At 41.3% G+C, this 18,537-nt stretch carries 12 protein-coding genes; 8 read left to right on the top strand and 4 right to left on the bottom strand.

The genetic code is table 11. The annotated features are described in order from the left end of the window. Positions 1-219: 219 nt before the first annotated feature. The 4 genes from JI65_RS11125 to tmk form a co-directional block, all read right to left on the bottom strand. Complete coding sequence (locus tag JI65_RS11125) at positions 220-1,872, bottom strand: peptide ABC transporter substrate-binding protein (RefSeq protein ID WP_191016511.1); 1,653 nt, start codon at positions 1,870-1,872, stop codon at positions 220-222. A 118-nt stretch (positions 1,873-1,990) separates the two neighbouring features. Beyond that, on the bottom strand, positions 1,991-2,452 hold the full coding sequence (locus JI65_RS11120) for a low molecular weight protein-tyrosine-phosphatase (protein ID WP_191016508.1): 462 nt from the start codon (positions 2,450-2,452) through the stop codon (positions 1,991-1,993). A 4-nt stretch (positions 2,453-2,456) separates the two neighbouring features. After that, positions 2,457-3,110: a hypothetical protein gene (locus tag JI65_RS11115; protein ID WP_242457223.1), complete on the bottom strand. Its 654-nt coding sequence runs from the start codon at positions 3,108-3,110 to the stop codon at positions 2,457-2,459. Between the two features lie 20 nt (positions 3,111-3,130). Then, complete coding sequence (gene tmk, locus JI65_RS11110) at positions 3,131-3,748, bottom strand: dTMP kinase (RefSeq protein WP_191016505.1); 618 nt, start codon at positions 3,746-3,748, stop codon at positions 3,131-3,133. A 306-nt stretch (positions 3,749-4,054) separates the two neighbouring features. On the opposite strand from tmk, the gene JI65_RS11105 reads away from it, so the two are divergent. From JI65_RS11105 to JI65_RS11070, 8 genes are all read left to right on the top strand, one after another. Further along, positions 4,055-8,527, top strand: coding sequence for a translocation/assembly module TamB domain-containing protein (locus JI65_RS11105; RefSeq protein ID WP_191016503.1), 4,473 nt, complete (start codon positions 4,055-4,057; stop codon positions 8,525-8,527). A gap of 16 nt (positions 8,528-8,543) precedes the next feature. Next, complete coding sequence (bamA, locus tag JI65_RS11100; RefSeq protein WP_191016500.1) at positions 8,544-11,018, top strand: outer membrane protein assembly factor BamA; 2,475 nt, start codon at positions 8,544-8,546, stop codon at positions 11,016-11,018. 255 nt (positions 11,019-11,273) lie between these two features. Next, positions 11,274-11,801, top strand: coding sequence for an OmpH/Skp family outer membrane protein (locus JI65_RS11095; protein WP_191016498.1), 528 nt, complete (start codon positions 11,274-11,276; stop codon positions 11,799-11,801). Between the two features lie 7 nt (positions 11,802-11,808). Then, entirely contained in the window at positions 11,809-14,475 is a 2,667-nt protein-coding gene (gene mutS / locus JI65_RS11090; protein WP_191016495.1) for a DNA mismatch repair protein MutS, read from the top strand. Between the two features lie 138 nt (positions 14,476-14,613). Further along, the gene (locus tag JI65_RS11085) at positions 14,614-15,414 is read left to right on the top strand and encodes a ComF family protein (protein ID WP_191016492.1); all 801 of its coding nucleotides are present in this window, start codon (positions 14,614-14,616) and stop codon (positions 15,412-15,414) included. A gap of 111 nt (positions 15,415-15,525) precedes the next feature. Continuing rightward, positions 15,526-16,818 carry an NAD(P)-dependent oxidoreductase gene (locus tag JI65_RS11080; RefSeq protein WP_191016489.1) on the top strand — a complete coding sequence of 431 codons (1,293 nt, stop codon included), beginning with the start codon at positions 15,526-15,528 and terminating at the stop codon, positions 16,816-16,818. 114 nt (positions 16,819-16,932) lie between these two features. Next, entirely contained in the window at positions 16,933-17,427 is a 495-nt protein-coding gene (locus tag JI65_RS11075; protein ID WP_191016487.1) for a chemotaxis protein CheW, read from the top strand. Then, entirely contained in the window at positions 17,424-18,536 is a 1,113-nt protein-coding gene (locus JI65_RS11070; protein ID WP_191016484.1) for a DegT/DnrJ/EryC1/StrS family aminotransferase, read from the top strand. The genes JI65_RS11075 and JI65_RS11070 overlap by 4 nt, the downstream gene beginning before the upstream one ends. Position 18,537: the final 1 nt, after the last annotated feature.

Here is an 18,537-nt window from a genome sequence, read left to right as displayed (position 1 = left end):
AACTTGTAGCGTCGTTTTTTTAAAGTTTCTTCACCAAAGCGCGAGTTTTTCGTAAGAAAAACTAGTGGAAAGCGCACAAAGTTCACTTAAATTTAAAAAGTCAACTTGTAGCGCGTTTTTTAAAATTGCATCACCAAAGCACTAGTTTTTCGTAAGAAAAACTAGTGGGAAGCGCACAAAGTTTACTCAAATTTAAAAAGTTAACTTGTAGCGCTTCCTTTATTTCGTTGTCCGCTTGTAAACGCGGTTCAAAGCAACAGGGTGGAATTCAATGTTCTTTACGCTCTCGTTAACCATGCAAGCGTCAGCCTGCTGATAGAGAGGAATGATTACTGCGTCTTCGAGAACAATTTTCTCTGCTGCCTTCAAAGTTTCCCAGCGTTCAGCAGGTTTCTGAGAATATTCGCCAGTAACACATTTTTCAATGAGCGAATCATATTCTGCGTTTGTCCAAAGTCCGTAGTTGTTAGGATTGTTTGTTACCCACATTCCAAGATAAGTCATTGGATCGGCGTAGTCCGGGCCCCAACGAGTGAGAGCAAGCTCAAAACTTCCGTCCTGCATGTCTTTTACACGCTGTTTTTTAGGCTCAACACGAAGATTGATTGTAACTCCAGGAAGAGTCTTTTCAATCTGCTCTTTGATTACAGCCGCAACGTTCTGCTGAACAGTTGTATCGTCAACAATCATCTCAAAAGTGAAGCTGTCTTTTCCAAGTTCTGCTTTTGCAGCTTCGTAGAATTCAGCAGCCTTTGCAGTGTCTGAGTCGCAAAGTTCTGGGAATTCTTTCTGAGTTGTAGTAAAATCCTTTCCTTCGTTTGAATAAGCGAATTCCGCAGGAACTGGAGTGTAGCTTGCCATTGAACCGTCTTTTACAACGTTCTTTACGATTGATTCACGGTCGATTGCATAAGAAAGGGCTTTTCTAAAGTTCAAGTTTGCAAGTTCTGGAACTTTGTCCATCATTGGGCTGATGTACCAAAGGTATCCTGCACCGATAGCCTTGAATTCTGGGTCGTCCTTAATCTGGTCAACCTGGTCTCCAGAAAGTTTTACGATGTCAAGATTTCCGTTCTGGTAAGCCATGAGAGCCTGCTGTGAATCTTTGAGAACCTGATAGTTCAAACCAGAAAGCTTAACGTTAGCCGCATCATAGTATTTTTCGTTCTTTGCGAGAGTAAAGCTCAAAGCAGCCGGCTGGTAGTCCGTAAGAATGAATGCGCCGTTTGAAAGAACTGTACTTGCGCTTGTTCCGAATGTGTCGCCAACAGATTCGTAGAATTTGCGGTTAACAGGATAGAAAGTAGGGAAGTACAAAATTGAATCAAAATATGAAACTGGAACGATAAGCTCAACCTGAAGAGTTTTTTCGTCCAATGCTTTTACGCCAAGTTCTTCAATCGGAAGTTTTCCTTCGATGATTTCAAAAGAGTTTTTAATCTGACCGATTTCGCTCATCATGTATGAGTATTCAGAAGCGATTTTTGGGTCAACTGCGCGCTGCCATCCGAATACGAAGTCATCCGCCGTTACAGGGTCGCCGTTTGACCAGAAAGCGTCGTCACGGATTTTAAAAGTGTATGTAAGTCCGTCTTCAGAAACAGTCTCCGAAGCACACAAAGCGTCTGCTGTTGAGCCGTCGGCGTTCATCTGTTTGAGACCGTCAGTAAAATCTGCAATTACCTCGAACGAAGTTCCGTCTGTAGCCTGCTGAGGGTCAAGTGACTGAACCTCAACTTCAATCATTACGTTGAGTTTGCTTCCTGTCGCTGTTTCTGTTTTTGCTTCCTGCTTTTTGTCGTTGCAAGAAACAAGTGCCAAAAGACTTACCGCTGCCAACGAGGCAAGCACACTTTTTACCATTTTTTTCATTTTTACCTCCGAAATAAAAAAAATGAGCCGACAATACACCCGTATCATCGGCTCATCATTGAGTTTTAAGGTATTTTATAGATTTTGTGCATTTCTGTAAATAGAAACGCGGATTTTTTTAATGATTTTTTACTGTTATCTGCTCTAAAAGTGCTTTGCAGCCTTCTGTTACGTCTGCGTAAGTTTCTATAAAATTTCCTGTGTACCACGGGTCTGCAACATCTCGGTTCTTCCCGCAGTATTCAAGCAGTTTGTGAACTTTGCCGTCCGTGTCGTTCCCAATCCTGCGCTCTAGGTGCGCAAGATTCTCATCGTCCATGCAGATTAAAAAGTCAAAATCATTGTAGTCGTCGATTTTTACGAGCCTGGCCCTGTGGTTCGTGAACGGAATTTCATGTTTTTTTAATTCAGTTATAGTTCCGTGGTGCATTCCGTTGCCAATTTCATCGCGGTCGGTTGCTGCCGAATCAATGTAAAAATCTTTTTCAAGGCCTGCTTTTTTTACTAGATTTTTCATAACCATTTCGGCCATTGGCGAGCGGCAAATATTTCCGTGGCAAATAAATAAAATTTTCGTCATGGTTTTAGTATGCGTCCTTATTTTCTTTTAGTGCCTCAAAATCGGCGATTACTTTTTGAACTCGTTTTATCTCTCGGTTGAGAATCTTTTCGTAGTCAAGTTCCCCGTTCCCGATTCGCTCTCGCTCGTCTTCCCAGTTCTGAATTGGCGTTAAAATCAAAAATCGGAATTTTGAAGTGTTCGCTTTTTCTGCCCACAAAGACGCTTCTTGCCAGTAAGCAAGCCCTGCCTTGTAGCATGTGAGCGATTTGTTCAGGTTTTCAATGTACAAATCTGTCCACGGCTGGTCATAAAAATGGGCAACCTGTTTGTCATAAATCCGTCCGAGCCGCATGTGCTGTTCGATGAGCTTTAAATTTATGTGCATCATAAAAAGATAACGGTATTTTTCCCATTCTTTTTCGTCGTTGATTTTAAAATCCACGTAAAGCGGATTTACAAAATCAGCTTTTGCAGCCTTTTCAAGCCAATAAATGTTCTCAATGCAGTCGTCCGGTGCCTGCTGATAGTGCACATGAAAAAGTTTGTAGTAATCTTCCTTGTATTTTATCATGTACGAAAATGCCTTGTTTTGGCTCAGCAAGCACAGCAGAATCAAAGTGAGCAAAAAGAGAAATCTATTAAAATTGAATCTAAAATCAGAATTTAGTTTTTTCATCTTTTGACTATCGGCAAATTTTAGCGTGGCAAATAGCTTTCAATCGTTTTAAAAACTTCTTCCTTTGTTTTGGAAGCGTCGATTCTCACAATTTTCATTCCTGTGTTCATCTCTTCGTATTTTTTTACGATTTTTTTGTAGCGTTCTTCGGTGTCTTTTAAGAAATCGACTTTTTCGTAAATTTCACGAATTCCTCTGTCATCGATTCTTGAAAGAGAAATTTCCGGGGCGATTTCAAAAAAGAAAAGAATTTCTGGAAGAGGAAATGGCGAATTTATAAGTGACGGAAGTTCCTCTCCGCAGCTTACGCTCTGGTAGGCGAGACTCGAAAAAAAATATCTGTCGCTCACTACGATTTTTCCTTCGGCGCATTTTTGCACGATTCCGCAGCCAGTGCTGTCGTCTTTTCCCCAAAGATGCTCGGCCCTGTCCGCCGCAAAAAGATATGCCGCAGTCCGCTCGTCGATTTTAAAATCCCCTTTTAAAACCTGCCGCAAGAATTTTCCGGTCGGCGAGGCTGTGGGTTCCGCAGTAAAGAAAAACCTGTCCGCGTCCGGGCGGTCTTTTAGAAGATTAATTTGGGTCGAAGTCCCCGCTCCGTCAATTCCCTCAAAAACAACAAAATTTTTTAAAATCATAATTTTTCCTTTCGCTTAAAAAACAGAAGTTTTTAGAACTTCCTATATAAAATATTCCGAAAATAAAGTAAATTGATATAGATAATAGAAGTTTATTCTATTTTCGTCTGTAACTACAATTTTTTACAGATTTTTTATTTATGCATTATGCAAAGTTGACTAAAAATCAGTTGGTCGGAACTGGATGTGACCGCAACGGACGAACAACAGATTTTTAAGCCTGTATTTGTAATGCAATAATATAAAATTGATGATTGCAGAACTTACAAACTTTTTCGTAAGTTCTTTTGATAGATACACTTGTATATGAAGTCTCGTGCGCTAAAAATAAGCATTGCCACCGCAATTTTTATTTTACTCATGTTTTTGGTCTTTTTTATGGTAAGGCCAATCTACGCACGCTTGTCCGCAGAAATTTCAAGAATCGAATCCATGCTTTCCCAGAAAGTCGAGACTTTCACGGGCTTAAAACTTTCTTACAAATCGCTTTCGCCATCAATATTTTCTGCTGCGAACATCCGAGAAATCGAGCTTACGGACGTTGTGACCGGAAAAAAAATCATTACGATACGAAACGCAAAACTGGACTATCAGTTTTTTGATTTTTTTTCGTCAAAGCCGATTCTTGCGGTGGAAAAACTTACCCTGAGCAATATCGAAATTGATTACAATTCCGCAACTGATTTTGAGACCATAAAAAATATTCTTCTGAAACTAAAAATTTATGACCCGACCAAAGAAAAAATGCCTTTTACGCTCGAAGGAAAATATTTTGACCTTCCGTTCGACATTTTTTTGCGCGATATTTTGATTCATTACGTGGACGCGAATAACGACGCGCTTTTGGCACTCAAAGATTTAAAGCTCAACGGCGGAGAAAAGTCCAGCGGAATCGCGTTCAAGGCGGCTGGAAATGTTTCTGCAAAATCCGAATTCCTTAAAAACGGTAGGGAACGTGCCTCCGTTGCCTGTTCATTTTCCGTTTCGGGCACGCTTTTCCCAGAAATCGACGGAAGTTCCGCGAATATTCATCTTTCTGGCATTGACGGTGCAGATTACAGCGTTTCTCAGCTTGATATGCTCGCAAACTATTCGGATTCAAAAATCCAGCTCAGAACGATGCGCTCCGTTTTTCCGTTCTCGCTTTTTGCCGAGGCGGATTTGGACAATCAAAAATACAGTGCCTCAATTTCGGCGGAGAATTTTGACCCGTTCCAGCTGGTAAAAATCCGTCAGAAAAATCAACTTTTACGAAAACTTAACGGAACTCGCTTTTCTGGCTCTGCTGGCGTTGAATTCGGAAAAAATATTTTTGACTACAAAATGAATATGACGACTTACCTTTCTTCGGGGCTTGTTGGTATGCCGTTTACGATTCGTTCGCGTCTGAGCGGAAACAAAAATTACGTGAACATTTCTCGTCTATCTGCGGACAACTCGATTTTGAGCGCAGTTTTTTCTGGAGGATACAACATTCCAAGAATGCAGCCTTCAGGAAATCTGAACCTGAATTATTTTAAACTTCCGAACGGCGGGCAAGTTTCTGCCGAATGTATCGTTGAGCCGCTTTCCAAAGGATTCCAGCTTTTTGCGCTGCAAGTTTTCCTGGACGAAAAGAATTTTACCGCCTTGCAAGCTTCTGTAATTCCTTCTGCAAAGTCCGTGGATTTTATCGTGGAAGTTGACGATTATTCTCACCCGGATTACGACACGCCTGGCCACGTAAAAATCGACGGAAGCCTTCTCTTTGGAAAGAATCTGTATCTTCAAAGTCAGATTATGATTAACGACCTTTTTGCCGACAGTGCGGTAAAAACCGCGGCTTTCTTCCTTGACGAAAAAACGGCTTCTTCGCTTTCGGAGACGGCTCAAAATCTTGAACCGTACATTTTTACGGGCGAAATGTATGTCGCAACGGATTTTAAGGGATTCACTTTTAACGCGCCGGCCTGCATTTTTGCGAATACAAAAAAAGACCGACAGGTAATTACGTTTGCTGTTGACGGTTCCAACGAAATGATGCAGCTGAGCCAGTTCAACCTTTTGTACGGAAATCAGTACGTTCAGGCCACCGCGGGACTTGATTTTTTGAACGGATTCAGCGAATTCTCATTTGACTGCGACCTTGCGGTAAATTCCGTGCCTTATCATTTTTCTGGAAACATGACTCCGCAGTGGCTCGTGGTTTCTGGAAATTATGACTTTGACGCAATGATTTCTTTGGGCGAAAAACTTTCTGGCAACATAAGTTTTAGGAATTTTCCTGTGAGCCTCGGAAAGAACGTAATCACTTTCTCAACCCAGTCGATGTTCGAATGGGACACTTCACTGGGAATTGCGGGGCTTGGAGTTGACGTAATCAACTTTGAAATTGAGGAAGCCAGCGGAAAACTCAGCTTTAATCCAAAAATCACGCTTTCTGGCAATGCGAACCAATACGGATTTATAATCAACACTCTTGCCTACAACGACGATGTTTCAATGCTCGAAGGCGACGGAAGCGTTCTCTGGAATTTTAACGACGGAATTTTTGACGGAATCCATGCGAACTTAAATCTTTCAAGCCCGATTAGCCCGGAAAAAATCACTTTTGACGGAAACCTGACTAATCCTTCGCACCTTCCGTTTTCGGAAAGCGATATTTTTAATGATTTTTATGTTTCTGCCGAAGGGGCGATTCATTCATTCTCAATGTCGCGTTTTTTGGACGAGCAGAGTGCAGACAACACGCTGAGCGCAACTTTTTCTGCGAGCGGAACGATAATGAATCCGCTTGTTTCTCTCGACGTCGAAAAATTTTCGCTTAATCTTAAAGGCTATCCTTTGCTCGCTTCTGGAAATTTCTCAATAGACGACACTGGAATCAACGTGAATTCTCTCGACGGTTCTTGGTCTCTTCTGGAAATTTCTGGAGGAATCGCAAATCTGGATTTGAAGAATCAGACTGGAAATGCCCAGCTCACCACGGATTTGAGACTTGGCGGCTACGACCTGTGCATTCCTCTTTCGCTCAAATTTACTGGAGTTAAAAATCCGGACGAGACGAATATTTTTGCCCTGCCGGAATTCTACACGATTTCTATTCAGTCCGAAGGAATTTCTGGAAATGCCTTAAAGCAGTCGATTCCTTTAAAACTCAACGTTACTCATATTCCAGGTGAATTTGATATTCAGTCCGACAACGAAAAAATCTTCTCTGGCGTTTACCGCACAGACGGAAAAATTTCTGCGCATCTTGCCGAAAATCCGTTCCTGAATTTCAATTTGAACGGTTCCATCAATAAAAATAATCTCGACCTTGAATTCAGGGATATATTTGGTGATTTGAATAAAATTTTTGAAAGCGTGAACTTGCCTGTGGTTTCGTTCCCTTCAGGAATCCTTACGGGTGATGTTCAGATTGCGGGACTCACGACGGACCCGGAATTTGTAGGCGGTCTCAACATTTCAAATTTTGCTCTCAATATTCCTATGCTCACTAAAGAAACAATAAAAGCCAACGATATGTTCATTTCGCTCGCGTTGGGAGAGGCCAACCTTAACGATACCGATGTTACCGTTGGAAAAGGTTCGGCGATTTTTAACGCAAAAGTGTATTTTGACAGATGGGCTATTTCGTCTGTTGATATGAACCTTAGAACCGAAGAGAATAAATTTATTCCTGCGGATATTACGTTGCCTTTCATTCACGCCAAAGGAAACGCTTCCCTTGATTTGAACATTGGCTTTATGCTTCCTGACAAAATGAGCATCACCGGTAACGTTCGGGCGGACAACACCGACGTTGATATTGTCGTTTCGTCTCTTCAGAATCAACTTTCATTGGAAAATCTTCTTCAGATGAACAAGAACGACTCACAAAAAAATCAGGAATCAACCGCTTCAAACAAGTCTCCAATCAGCGTTTATGCGGATTTAAATTTGATTGCGGGGCAGAAAGTTCAGGTTGTATTCAAACCGTTGCTCCGTGCGGTTTTAATGCCGAACTCACCTCTTTCTATTTATATGGATACGGACGCTCAGGAATTTTCTTTGAAGGGCGATGTTTCTTTGCGAGGCGGGGAAATTTCATGGCTCAACCGAAACTTCTATTTGCGAGAAGGTAGAATTGTCTTCAATGAGACTCAGGACTTGATTGACCCTCGGATTACCGTGCGTGCGGAAACGCGAGAGCGCGATGAAAGTGGAAATCAGGTAAAAATCATACTTTCGGTGACTAACCAGCTCATAAGTCAGCTTACCCCGGTCTTCACTTCGACTCCTGCTAAATCCGAGGCTGAAATTATGAATCTGCTCGGACAGTTGATTACAGCCGATGCGGAGAACACAAAAGACGTTATTATTGCCGGCGGCGACTATCTTTTGCAGTCTCAATTTATGGATAAAATCGAAAACTCATTGCGTGAAATCCTCAATTTTGATATATTTTCCGTTCGTACAAATGTATTGCAGAATGCTTTTAAGTACAGTGTGAACCAGAATTCAGAGAATAAAGATTTTACGTTCGGTAACTTTTTGGACGATTCTACTGTTTATATTGGTAAGTACTTCGGCAGTTCCGTATATGTCGATGGTATGCTTCATATGACTTTTGACGAGAGCAAGATTGACAGTGCAAGTTCAATAAACGGGCTTGTATTCCAACCTGAATTCGGTATTGAAATGTCTTCCCCTTTTGTGGATATTCGTTTTGGTGCCGCTCCTGATATTGAGTCTATATTGAAAAATTCGTGGATACCTTCCACATCAATAACATTATCTTGGAAACATTCGTTTTAAAAAAATTGGAGTTTTTATGAAAACTTTACGTTGTGCTTTTCTGTGCCTTTTCTGTGTTTTTAGTGCAGCTTTGACCGCCCCTGTTTTTGCCCAGGAGGAGGCTGAAACTTCAAAAACTGCCGAGGCTGATGACAGCAGCTGGTTTTATGGAAAAATCATCAAATCTGTTACGTTCAAAGGGTTAAAAAGTGTAGACAGCCGTGATGTAGACGGCGTTACAAGCGGTTTTATCGGAAAGAATTTTTCAGATGACATTTTTTCTGAGATGCTTGATAGGATTTATGCCCTTGACTTATTTGATGATATCGTGCCGGAAGCTTTGCCCGGAGATGCAAAAAAATCTACGGTCGCAATCGTCTTTAACGTAAAAGAACGACCTGTAATCTATAAAATCGTGATTTCTGGAAACAGCCAGATTCGTACAGCCGAGATTAAAGAAGCAATTTCTGTAAAAGAAAAAGATATTTATATTGCGAACAAAGTTTTGATTGACGAGCGAGCCATTCGTGACCTTTATTTGGGAAAAGGTTTTACGGACATTAAAGTTAGCTCAAAAACAAAAACGACCGAGAAGGGAATTGAAGTTACTTTTTCTATCAGCGAAGGTAATTCAACTGTAATCAAAACTATTGAGTTTGTCGGAAATAAGACTGTTACTGCAAAAAAACTCAAGAAATTTCTTTCATTAAAAGAGCAGGGACTTTTTAACAAGGGTGCTTTTCAGGAGTCTCAGCTTGAAGCGGACAAACAAAAAATCGTTGCCTATTACCAGACAATCGGTTATGTTGACGCTTCCGTAATTGATGTAAATATAGCGACTAGCGTAAATACAGAAAAATCTCGAAAAGAGCTTACAATCACATTTGTTCTTCAGGAAGGTTCTGTTTACACGTTCGGAGGAATTTCTTTTAACGGAAACCAAATTTTCTCTGATGAAAAACTTTCTTCTCTTATGAAACTCAAAGTTGGCGATACATTCAACCAATCAAAGTTTCAGGAGGGCTGGGGAGCAATTATGGATTTGTATTACGAAAACGGATACACTTCCAACAGATTCCAACCTGTACCTAATAAAGATACCGAAAAAAATATAATTTCATACACTTGTCTCATTACCGAGAACGTAAGAAGTCACGTTGAACACATTACGATTAAGGGAAACACGAAGACAAAAGAAGATGTTATCCGCCGTGAGATTCCTATTGAAAGTGGTGATATCTTCTCAAAAAATAAAATTACAAATGGTTTGAGAAATCTTTATAACCTCCAGTATTTTAGTGCCGTAGTTCCAGACGTAATTCAAGGCTCTGAAGAAAATCTTGTGGACCTTGTATTTACTGTTGAGGAACAGTCAACAACTTCTGTTGAACTTGGCGTTACGTTCAGCGGGGTTTCTGACCCAGATGACCTTCCGTTCGCTTTGTACGCAAAATGGTCAAACAGCAATATTGGTGGAACTGGTCGTTCTGTTGGTGTGTCTTCCACAATCGCGACAGACGAGCAGTCAATCGATTTGAGCTACAGCCAGAACTGGTTTATGGGACTTCCTATAACATCGTCTATAAGCACTTCGTTCTCTCATGCAAACCTTTCAGCTCTCCGCTTGCAGATTGACGGTGACGGAAACATTGACTCTGATTCATACTACATGGATTATGAGCAGTACAAGTGGTCTCTTTCATTTGCAGTTGGTCATCGCTGGACGCCAGACTGGGCTATTTTAAGCCTTTCTACTGGTGTTACGGGCAGTTTGAAGAATAATATTTATGATGAAGATATTTTGATTCCGCTCGACACATCTGTAAGTGAATATGCCAATACTTGGGGATGGCAGAATTCTATTTTCCTTCATTATTCTATGGACGGACGTAACATTAACTACGACCCGTCTGCAGGTTGGTTCGCAAGCCAGCGGCTTACCTGGTATGGTCTTACACCATTTGAATCAGAATTCTTCCTTAGAACAGACACTAAATTGGAAAAATACTTTACCTTGTGCGACTTGCCTGTAACAGAAGGCTGGAATTTTAAGCTTGTTCTTATGGGCTATTCAGGTCTTTCAATGCTCTTCCCTGCTCCTGATACTGGAATTGGTGAGTCTAGCCAGCTTTATATTGATGGAATGTTCAATGCACGTGGTTGGACGAGCATTTACAACAAAAAACGCGGAAAGGCAATGTGGAGCAACATTGTAGAACTTCGTATGCCTTTGGTCCCAGGTGTGCTTGCAGTTGACTGGTTTGCAGATGCGGCCGTTATAAAAGACACTCCGGAAGCCTTGTTCGCTGGAATCGACAAGACTGATGTGTTCTTCAGTACAGGTCCTGGAATTCGCTTTGCAATTCCTCAGTTCCCGCTCAGACTCCTGTTTGCTAACACCGGAAAATTTGGTTCGACGGATTCTAGCGACAAATATGGTGCCGGAGACGGAGAATGGCATTGGGATAAAAACTGGAAGTTTGTACTTTCATTTAATATTGCAAATAAATAGCGAATTGTTATAAGATATAAAATCTCTAAAATTTTTAATATCTTTGATGTCAACTTAAAAATACACATCTCTAATAGAATCCAAAATTGGAGTTTTTGGAGATGTCATATAGATTATTATTTTTTTATAAGCTATATTTATGTTTAAGATATTCTTGATTTTAGGATGTCTATTTTTTGGAATGATTGAATTTTAAAAAGTTTTTATTTCCATTTTGATTCTCTCATCCATAAGATTTTTAGCGAGGATTTTAATATGAATCTTAAGAAACTTCTTGTGATCGGGGCTATCGCGCTTTTTGCTTGTAGTGGTATTTTTGCACAGCAGCAGATTACTATTTTTGGCGTTGTAGACACAGCTCGTATTTATGAAACTTATTTTAAGCAATCAAAAGCTGTTCGTGATTATGAAACTAAAAAAGCTGCCGCGCAGCGAGAAGTTTCACGACGTACAAAAGAAATTAAGAGTTTACAGGAATCTTTGGATAACGTGTTGAAAATTGGAAACGAAACTGAAATTGAGCGTTTGCAGGCTGACATTACAAAGAAAACAAAAAGTCTTACAGATTACACAAAAGCAAAGAATCTTGAGCTTGATAAATTAAAGAGAAACTTGCAGACAAATGACGCGTTCTACAAAAAAATGATTTCGGCAATTCGTCGTACAGCAGAAAGCGAAGGATATGGAATGATTCTTAGTTTGCAGCAGGATGCCGGAATCTTGTGGTACAGTCAGTCAGTTGATATTACTGCGAAAGTAATTAAGGAAATGGGACTTAAATAATAATCTCATGGGAAGAAATAAAGATACTGTTGTGGCGGGGTCTGTTCAGGCCCGCTCGCAATCTGGAGCAGATACTCCATTGATGATTCAGTACCAGAGTATAAAAGAGCAGCACCTCGATGAGGTGCTTTTCTTTCGTCTGGGCGATTTTTATGAAATGTTTGACGATGATGCAATTGAGGTGTCTCGTCTTTTGAATCTTACGCTTACCCACAGAGGTGCAAAACCGATGTGCGGGATTCCTTTTCATGCCGTAAAAATTTACATTGCACGCCTTTTGCGTTGCGGAAAACGTATTGCAATTTGTGAGCAGGTCGGTGAAGTTACTGGCAAAGGTCTTACAGAGCGAAAAGTTATTGAAGTCATAACGCCTGGTACGGCAATCGAAAGTTCATATCTCGAAGGCGGTTCGAACAATTTTCTTTCGTGCCTTGTCGTTGGGAAGGTAAAATCCGCATTTGCTTTTATCGATGTTACCACGGCTGATTTTTTTGCGACTTCTTTTAAAACTTCTGATTTGGCGAAAAATTTTTCTAAGGAACTTGGAAGAAGCCGGCCAAAAGAACTTTTGCTTCCAGAAAGTCTCAGAACAAACAAAATCGTTCAGAATATCCTCGAAAATGATGAAAAAATAGCTGTCTCGTATTATCCTGACTGGAATTTTGACCAAAAGGTTTCTTACAAGCATCTTATAAATCAGTTCAAGACGGCAAATTTAAAATCATTTTCCCTTGAAGAAACTTCGCCGGAAGTTGCCCCTGCAGGATTCTTGCTGGATTATCTTCAAAAAACGACGATAACGACAACGCCGCACGTAAGTGGCATAAAAATCTACCATGACGACCAGTTCGTGATGCTGGATGAGTCTTCTCGCCGAAATTTGGAAATTACTGCGAATCTTCGTGACGGTTCAGATAAATTTTCGTTGCTCGAATGTCTTTCTCACACTCAGACTGCGATGGGCAAGCGAATGCTTAGGAACTGGCTTTTTTATCCGCTCAGAAATCTTTCCGAAATCGAGTCCCGCCAGAATCATGTGGAAAGCTTTGTAAAAAATCGGGAACTTTTGGATTTTGTTCACGAAAAATTTTCTTCGATTCTTGATATTGAACGTCTTGCAGGTCGTGTCGCAATGGAACGCGCTCATGCGAAAGATTTGCAGGCTCTGCGTGCGAGTCTTGAAATTTGGCTTGAAGTGAGCGAGACACTCAAAAATAATTTTCACGACATTGATGATTTGGATTTGACGCTTGCCCGTCAGATTGCAGGCTTAATAAATGATTCGATTCTTGAAGATCCCGCGACTAGTCTTACGGAGGGCCGGATTATAAAAGAAGGTTGGTCCGAAAAACTTGATGAATACAGAAATCTGCATGACAACGTAAATAAAATCCTTGCAGAGTATGCAGAGGAAGAAAAAGAGAAAACCGGAATTGCGAATCTTCGTATCCGTTCAAATTCACTTTCTGGCTATTACATTGAGATCTCTCGTGGAAAAGCTTCTCAGGTTCCGCCGTATTTTGTGTTGCGGCGAGCTTTGACGAATGCAGACCGTTACACGACTCCGAGACTTCAGGAACTTGAAAAACAAATTAATGAGGCTGACAGCCGTATTATTGAGACTGAACGCGATTTGTTCATTGAGATACGTTCCAAAATATCAGAATTCGTGCCGTATCTTTTGCAGACTGCGCATCATATTGCTTACACGGACGTAACTTCTGCTCTCGCTTATGCGGCTGTTCTGCACAATTGGGTTCGTCCTCTGGTTGACGAGAGTGCTGATTTTATCGTAAAAGACGGCCGTCATCCTGTGGTGGAGCTGCATTTGCCGGGCGGAGAATTCGTTCCGAATGATATTGAAATTTCTTCTGATCAGGACGGAACGATTCCTTCGTTTGGTCTGATAACTGGCCCGAACATGGCGGGAAAATCCACTTACTTGCGGCAAAATGCCTTAATCGCGCTCATGGCGCAGATTGGTTCCTTCGTTCCGGCTTCGTTTGCCCGCGTCGGAATTGTTGACAGAATTTTTTGCCGCGTTGGTGCGAGCGACAATCTTGCTCGCGGGGAGTCAACTTTTCTTGTTGAAATGACGGAGACTGCCTATATTTTGCGTGAAGCTACAAAAAAATCCCTTGTGATTATGGATGAAGTCGGTCGTGGAACTTCCACGGAAGACGGACTTTCAATCGCGTGGGCGGTTTCTGAATATCTTTTGAACACCGTAAAGTGCAAAACTCTCTTTGCGACACACTACCATGAGCTTACAAGAATGAAACATTCTGCCTTAAAACTTTTGTGCATGGCTGTGAGCGAGGGAAATGGCTCTGTCGTATTTTTAAGGAAAATTACAGCTGGAGCCGCGGAAAATTCTTACGGAATTCATGTTGCAACCCTTGCGGGAATCCCTGAGTCTGTCATAAATCGTGCGTCAGAAATTCTTGCTGGCTTGCAAAAAGCAGCCGAAAATGAAGGCGGAGTGATTATCGAAACTTCTACGGTTTCAAGCGAGCCTGAAAAAAATTCAAAAATGTCTGCGACTATGCCGGGTCTTTTTTCTGACGAGGAATTGATTCTTGATGAAATCCTTTCATGCGATCCTGATGACATGACTCCGCGTCAGGCATTGGATTTTGTTTCAAGGTGGAAGAGCGCACTTTCTGGCAGATAAGCCTAATAGCAAATAAAAATAACTAATCGGTATAGTCACTGTGCCGATTAGTTATTGATTTATATAATCTTTTGTTATAAATAAGATATTATCTTTGGAATTTGAAAAATCGTTCAAAAAAACGGAAGTAAAATATATATGGGATATTTAAGACCTTTTCGTTTTGAGAACAGAATTTTCGAGTTTTATTGGATTCTGATAAGTTTTTTGCGTTTCGTTGCCGGTATTCTTTCTGGCGGAGAAAAATGCGTTCGTTGCGGGCAAAAAACTTCCTACCTTCCGTTGTGCAAAAATTGCCTAAAAATCTTTGTGGAAGAAAGTCCGTCGTGCCGGTGCAAGATTTGCGGAAAACCGCTGGTGAGCGAAATTGAATTTTGTTCAGTTTGCCGAACCAATCCGACTATAAAGTCAATGGACGGAATTTTTTTGAGCAAATCTTATCGATTGTGGAAAAAAAATCTTCTGTTTGAATGGAAAATTCAAGAAAAACGTAGTCTTTCCCCGATTTTTGCCTGGCTGGTTCATCTTGAATTAAAAAAAATCGAATCGCAGTTGCAAGAAAAACTTTTTGTCGTTCCGGTTCCGCCTCGCCCTGGAAAAATCCGCTCGAAAGGCTGGGATCAAATTGAGGAATTGTGTTTTTTTCTGAGCAAAGGCTGGCACGTACCGATTCTTTCACTTTTGAAGAGATATTCTAGGACTCAGCAGAAAAAACTTGACCGCGTTCAGCGTTTGGGCACGATTGCCGGGGCATACGGAGACGCAGGTGAAAAAATAATTTCGCGCATAAAAAAACGGTTCGGCGGTGAGTTTCCTGATTCAGTCGTTCTTATTGATGACGTTTTGACTACAGGCGCGACTTTGGAGGCTTGTTCGAGAATTTTAAAGAATCTTGGCATAAAAAAAGTTTACGGAATCACTCTATTTGTAGTAGACTGATATAGTTAAAATTGACTTAAGTTTATAAGCATTATTTCTTTGCTTTTTACCTTGCATTTCGATATACTATAGTGAGAGTAATTTTATTTTCAGAGGTAAAAAAAACAATTTATGGAGAAGGAAGAAATCGAAGGCTATTCAATTGCAGAGGCTGTCGCAGAGGCACGCCGTTGTTTGAATTGTCCAAAACCGCTTTGTAGAACGGGATGTCCTATCGAAAATGATATTCCTGCATTCAACCATGCAGTTTCTTTGGGAAACTTTGGTGATGCATTCAGTATTATTTCGCAGAGAAGTAATCTTCCTGCAATTTGTGGACGTGTTTGTCCTCACGAAAACCAGTGCGAAGGACATTGTGTTCTTAATAAAGCTGGAAAAGCGATTCATATCGGAAAGATTGAGCGATTCGTCGCTGATTTCGAAGCCGATGCAAAACTTGCCAAAGATAATAAAATTCAGAAAATCGAAGGTAAAGTTGCTGTAATTGGTTCAGGACCGGCCGGCTTGACTGTTGCTGGTGATCTTGCTAGAAAAGGCTACGAAGTTGTAGTTTACGAGAGCGAGAGTGAACCGGGCGGAGTCCTTCTTTATGGAATTCCTGAATTCCGTCTTCCAAAAGACGTTGTTCGCCGAACTACGAAAAAAATTGAGGAGCTTGGCGTAAAATATATTACGAACACAGTTATCGGAAGGGACCTTACTGTGGATGAACTGTTTAAGGACGGTTTTGATGCCGTTTTCATCGGTACTGGAACTGCTCTTGCAAAATCACTTGACCTTCCGGGAAAGGATCTTACGGGAGTTATTCAGTCGAATTACTTCCTTAGAATGGTTCGTTTGTATCAGGACGGCAACGTTGAAAAAACTGAGGTTCCTGTTGAAGAGGGCGACAATGTTGTTGTTATTGGTGCCGGAAATGTTGCGATGGATGCTTGCCGAACGGCTGTGCGCATGAAGGCTGCTTCCGTAACGGTTGCCTACCGCAAGACTGAAGAGTTTATGCGTGCTGCAAAAGCCGAGTACGAGGGAGCTATAAAAGATGGCGTTTCGTTCAAATGGGAACATGCTCCTGTTGAATTTGTTGGCGAAAACGGTCGGGTTACAGGATTGAAATGTCAGACACCGGAGGGAGAGGTTGTTCTTCCGGCAAACAAAATTTTGCTTGCGATTGGTTCAAGACCGGCTGCAAGAATTTTGAGCACCACAGAGGGAATTGATGCCGATGAGTCTGGCTATGTAATCACAAGGCAGAGACCGTACGGAATGTCTACTCGCCGTGGTATTTTTGCCGGTGGTGATGTTGTTCATAAGCCTGCAACTGTTGTTCTTGCAATGCGCGAGGCAAAAAAAGTTGCGGTCGGTATTTCGGAATTCATAGAGGCTAAAAAGCTTCTTGGTGAATGATTCTTAGGATAATTCACACAAAAATAGATTTCTGTTCGGGCATTCGTTTTTCTTGTTTGCCCGAATTTCGCCTGATTTTCGGTTTTTGGAAAGTCAGATAGAAAAGGAGGAATTATGGCGGAGAACATGCAGATTCAGCTTGTTACTTTTCAGCTAGGTGAAGAACTTTATGGCGTAGATATTATGGATGTTAAGGAAATTGTAAAGGTTACGGCAGTACGTCCTATTCCTAATTCGCCATATTATGTAGAGGGAATTTTTAACCTCCGCAGCGAAATTATTCCTGTAATGAATCTTCATAAGCGTTTTCAGATCAAAAAACTTGAGCAGACTGACGAAGAAAATGAATTTGAAGGTGGATTTATCATCTTGAATATCGATGACAATAAAATTGGTATCATCATTGATAAAATTGCCCGCGTAGTTACGATTAACACTTCTGATATTAAAGACCCTCCGCAGATGATCAGCGGAATCGGTACTGAATATATTCAGGGTGTAATTCGTCAGGATTCAAAATATTTGATTATGCTTGATATTCGCCGCTTGTTCAGCGGAAAGGAACTTCAGAAGATTCTTGAACCTGATTTTGTAGAGACTGAGAAATGATTCAGACATTCAGCTCCACAATTAGAAGACGTGAAATGGATGCCGTTCTTACCTGCATGGTTGACGAGAAAATCGGCCCAGGTGAGTTGAATTCAAGATTGATTCAGACTGTAAAAGAATTTACGGGTTGTGACGGGGCTGTTGCATTCCGTTCGCCGAAGATTGCTTTGGCGTATGCCTTAAAGGCTATGGAATTGGAAAAAGGCAGTTCGGTTATGATTTCTGCCCTTGCTCCGTCATGGCAATACAGTGCGATTGTTGAACTGGGATTTGTTCCGTTGGTTCTTGACGTAAATGAAGAGACTGGACTTGTCGCTCCTGAAATCGTTGTACTTGGAATGAAAAATGGGGGGCGGCTTCTTCTTATTCATGAGTCAATGGGAATCGTTCCAGATTTGGAAAGAATTTCTGCTTTGGGAATTCCTGTAATCGAAGATATTTCCCATTCCATTGGCGCAAAGGTCGTTTCCGAGGTTGCTAGTGCCGAGTCGCCTGCACAAGAAGTTTCTCAGTCGGAGGAAGGTGCTAAGGCTGGCGAAGGTTCGTCGTTGCGGCAAGTTGGTTCTTTCGGTGTTTATTCGATTTTGGGGCTTGAAGAGCATGACACGATTACTGCTGGCGGCGGAGCCGTTTTGATGGCACCTGGTCGTCGTGAGTGGACTGTTCTTAAAAAGCTTTCCGAAGAGGCTTCTGGAACGGACATTCTCCCTGACATAAACAGTGCGCTTGCATGGGTTCAGCTAAAAGAATTCAATCGGAATGAGCAGGCCCGAAAGACTTTGTTTGCCGTGTATCAGCATTCTTTGATGAGCGGAAAAAATAAAACTTTCGTGCGCAATATCACTTCTGATGAAGGTTCAACTATATGGTCTTTTCCTGTTGTTCTTGCGGGCAGCGTAAAAGATGCGAAACAATATGCCGCAAAAAAAGATATTGAGATTTCTCTTGCCTACGAGGATTCGGTAATTGCAAGGCATCTTGAGGAGCTTTCTTCATCATGCATCGTGGCAAAATCTCTCTACCTGCGATGTGTGCTTTTTCCATTGTATCCGCTTTTAGGTTCGGAGCACGCAAAAAAAATTGCAAAAGTTTTGGGAACATTACCGTAAA

Origin of the sequence: Treponema zioleckii, assembly GCF_014737315.1 — a bacterium.
GTDB classification, from domain to species: Bacteria; Spirochaetota; Spirochaetia; order Treponematales; family Treponemataceae; genus Treponema_D; species Treponema_D zioleckii.
Note: the sequence above shows the minus strand (reverse complement) of the source record. Positions and strands in the feature narration are given on the sequence as shown.

What these genes read in the sequence shown, in the direction of transcription:
- JI65_RS11120 (WP_191016508.1), bottom strand. Translation starts at nt 2,452, where the DNA reads ATGACGAAAATTTTATTTATTTGCCACGGAAATATTTGCCGCTCGCCA.
- JI65_RS11115 (WP_242457223.1), bottom strand. Translation starts at nt 3,110, where the DNA reads ATGAAAAAACTAAATTCTGATTTTAGATTCAATTTTAATAGATTTCTC.
- tmk (WP_191016505.1), bottom strand. Translation starts at nt 3,748, where the DNA reads ATGATTTTAAAAAATTTTGTTGTTTTTGAGGGAATTGACGGAGCGGGG.
- JI65_RS11125 (WP_191016511.1), bottom strand. Translation starts at nt 1,872, where the DNA reads ATGAAAAAAATGGTAAAAAGTGTGCTTGCCTCGTTGGCAGCGGTAAGT.
- JI65_RS11105 (WP_191016503.1), top strand. Translation starts at nt 4,055, where the DNA reads ATGAAGTCTCGTGCGCTAAAAATAAGCATTGCCACCGCAATTTTTATT.
- bamA (WP_191016500.1), top strand. Translation starts at nt 8,544, where the DNA reads ATGAAAACTTTACGTTGTGCTTTTCTGTGCCTTTTCTGTGTTTTTAGT.
- JI65_RS11070 (WP_191016484.1), top strand. Translation starts at nt 17,424, where the DNA reads ATGATTCAGACATTCAGCTCCACAATTAGAAGACGTGAAATGGATGCC.
- JI65_RS11085 (WP_191016492.1), top strand. Translation starts at nt 14,614, where the DNA reads ATGGGATATTTAAGACCTTTTCGTTTTGAGAACAGAATTTTCGAGTTT.
- JI65_RS11075 (WP_191016487.1), top strand. Translation starts at nt 16,933, where the DNA reads ATGGCGGAGAACATGCAGATTCAGCTTGTTACTTTTCAGCTAGGTGAA.
- JI65_RS11095 (WP_191016498.1), top strand. Translation starts at nt 11,274, where the DNA reads ATGAATCTTAAGAAACTTCTTGTGATCGGGGCTATCGCGCTTTTTGCT.
- mutS (WP_191016495.1), top strand. Translation starts at nt 11,809, where the DNA reads ATGGGAAGAAATAAAGATACTGTTGTGGCGGGGTCTGTTCAGGCCCGC.
- JI65_RS11080 (WP_191016489.1), top strand. Translation starts at nt 15,526, where the DNA reads ATGGAGAAGGAAGAAATCGAAGGCTATTCAATTGCAGAGGCTGTCGCA.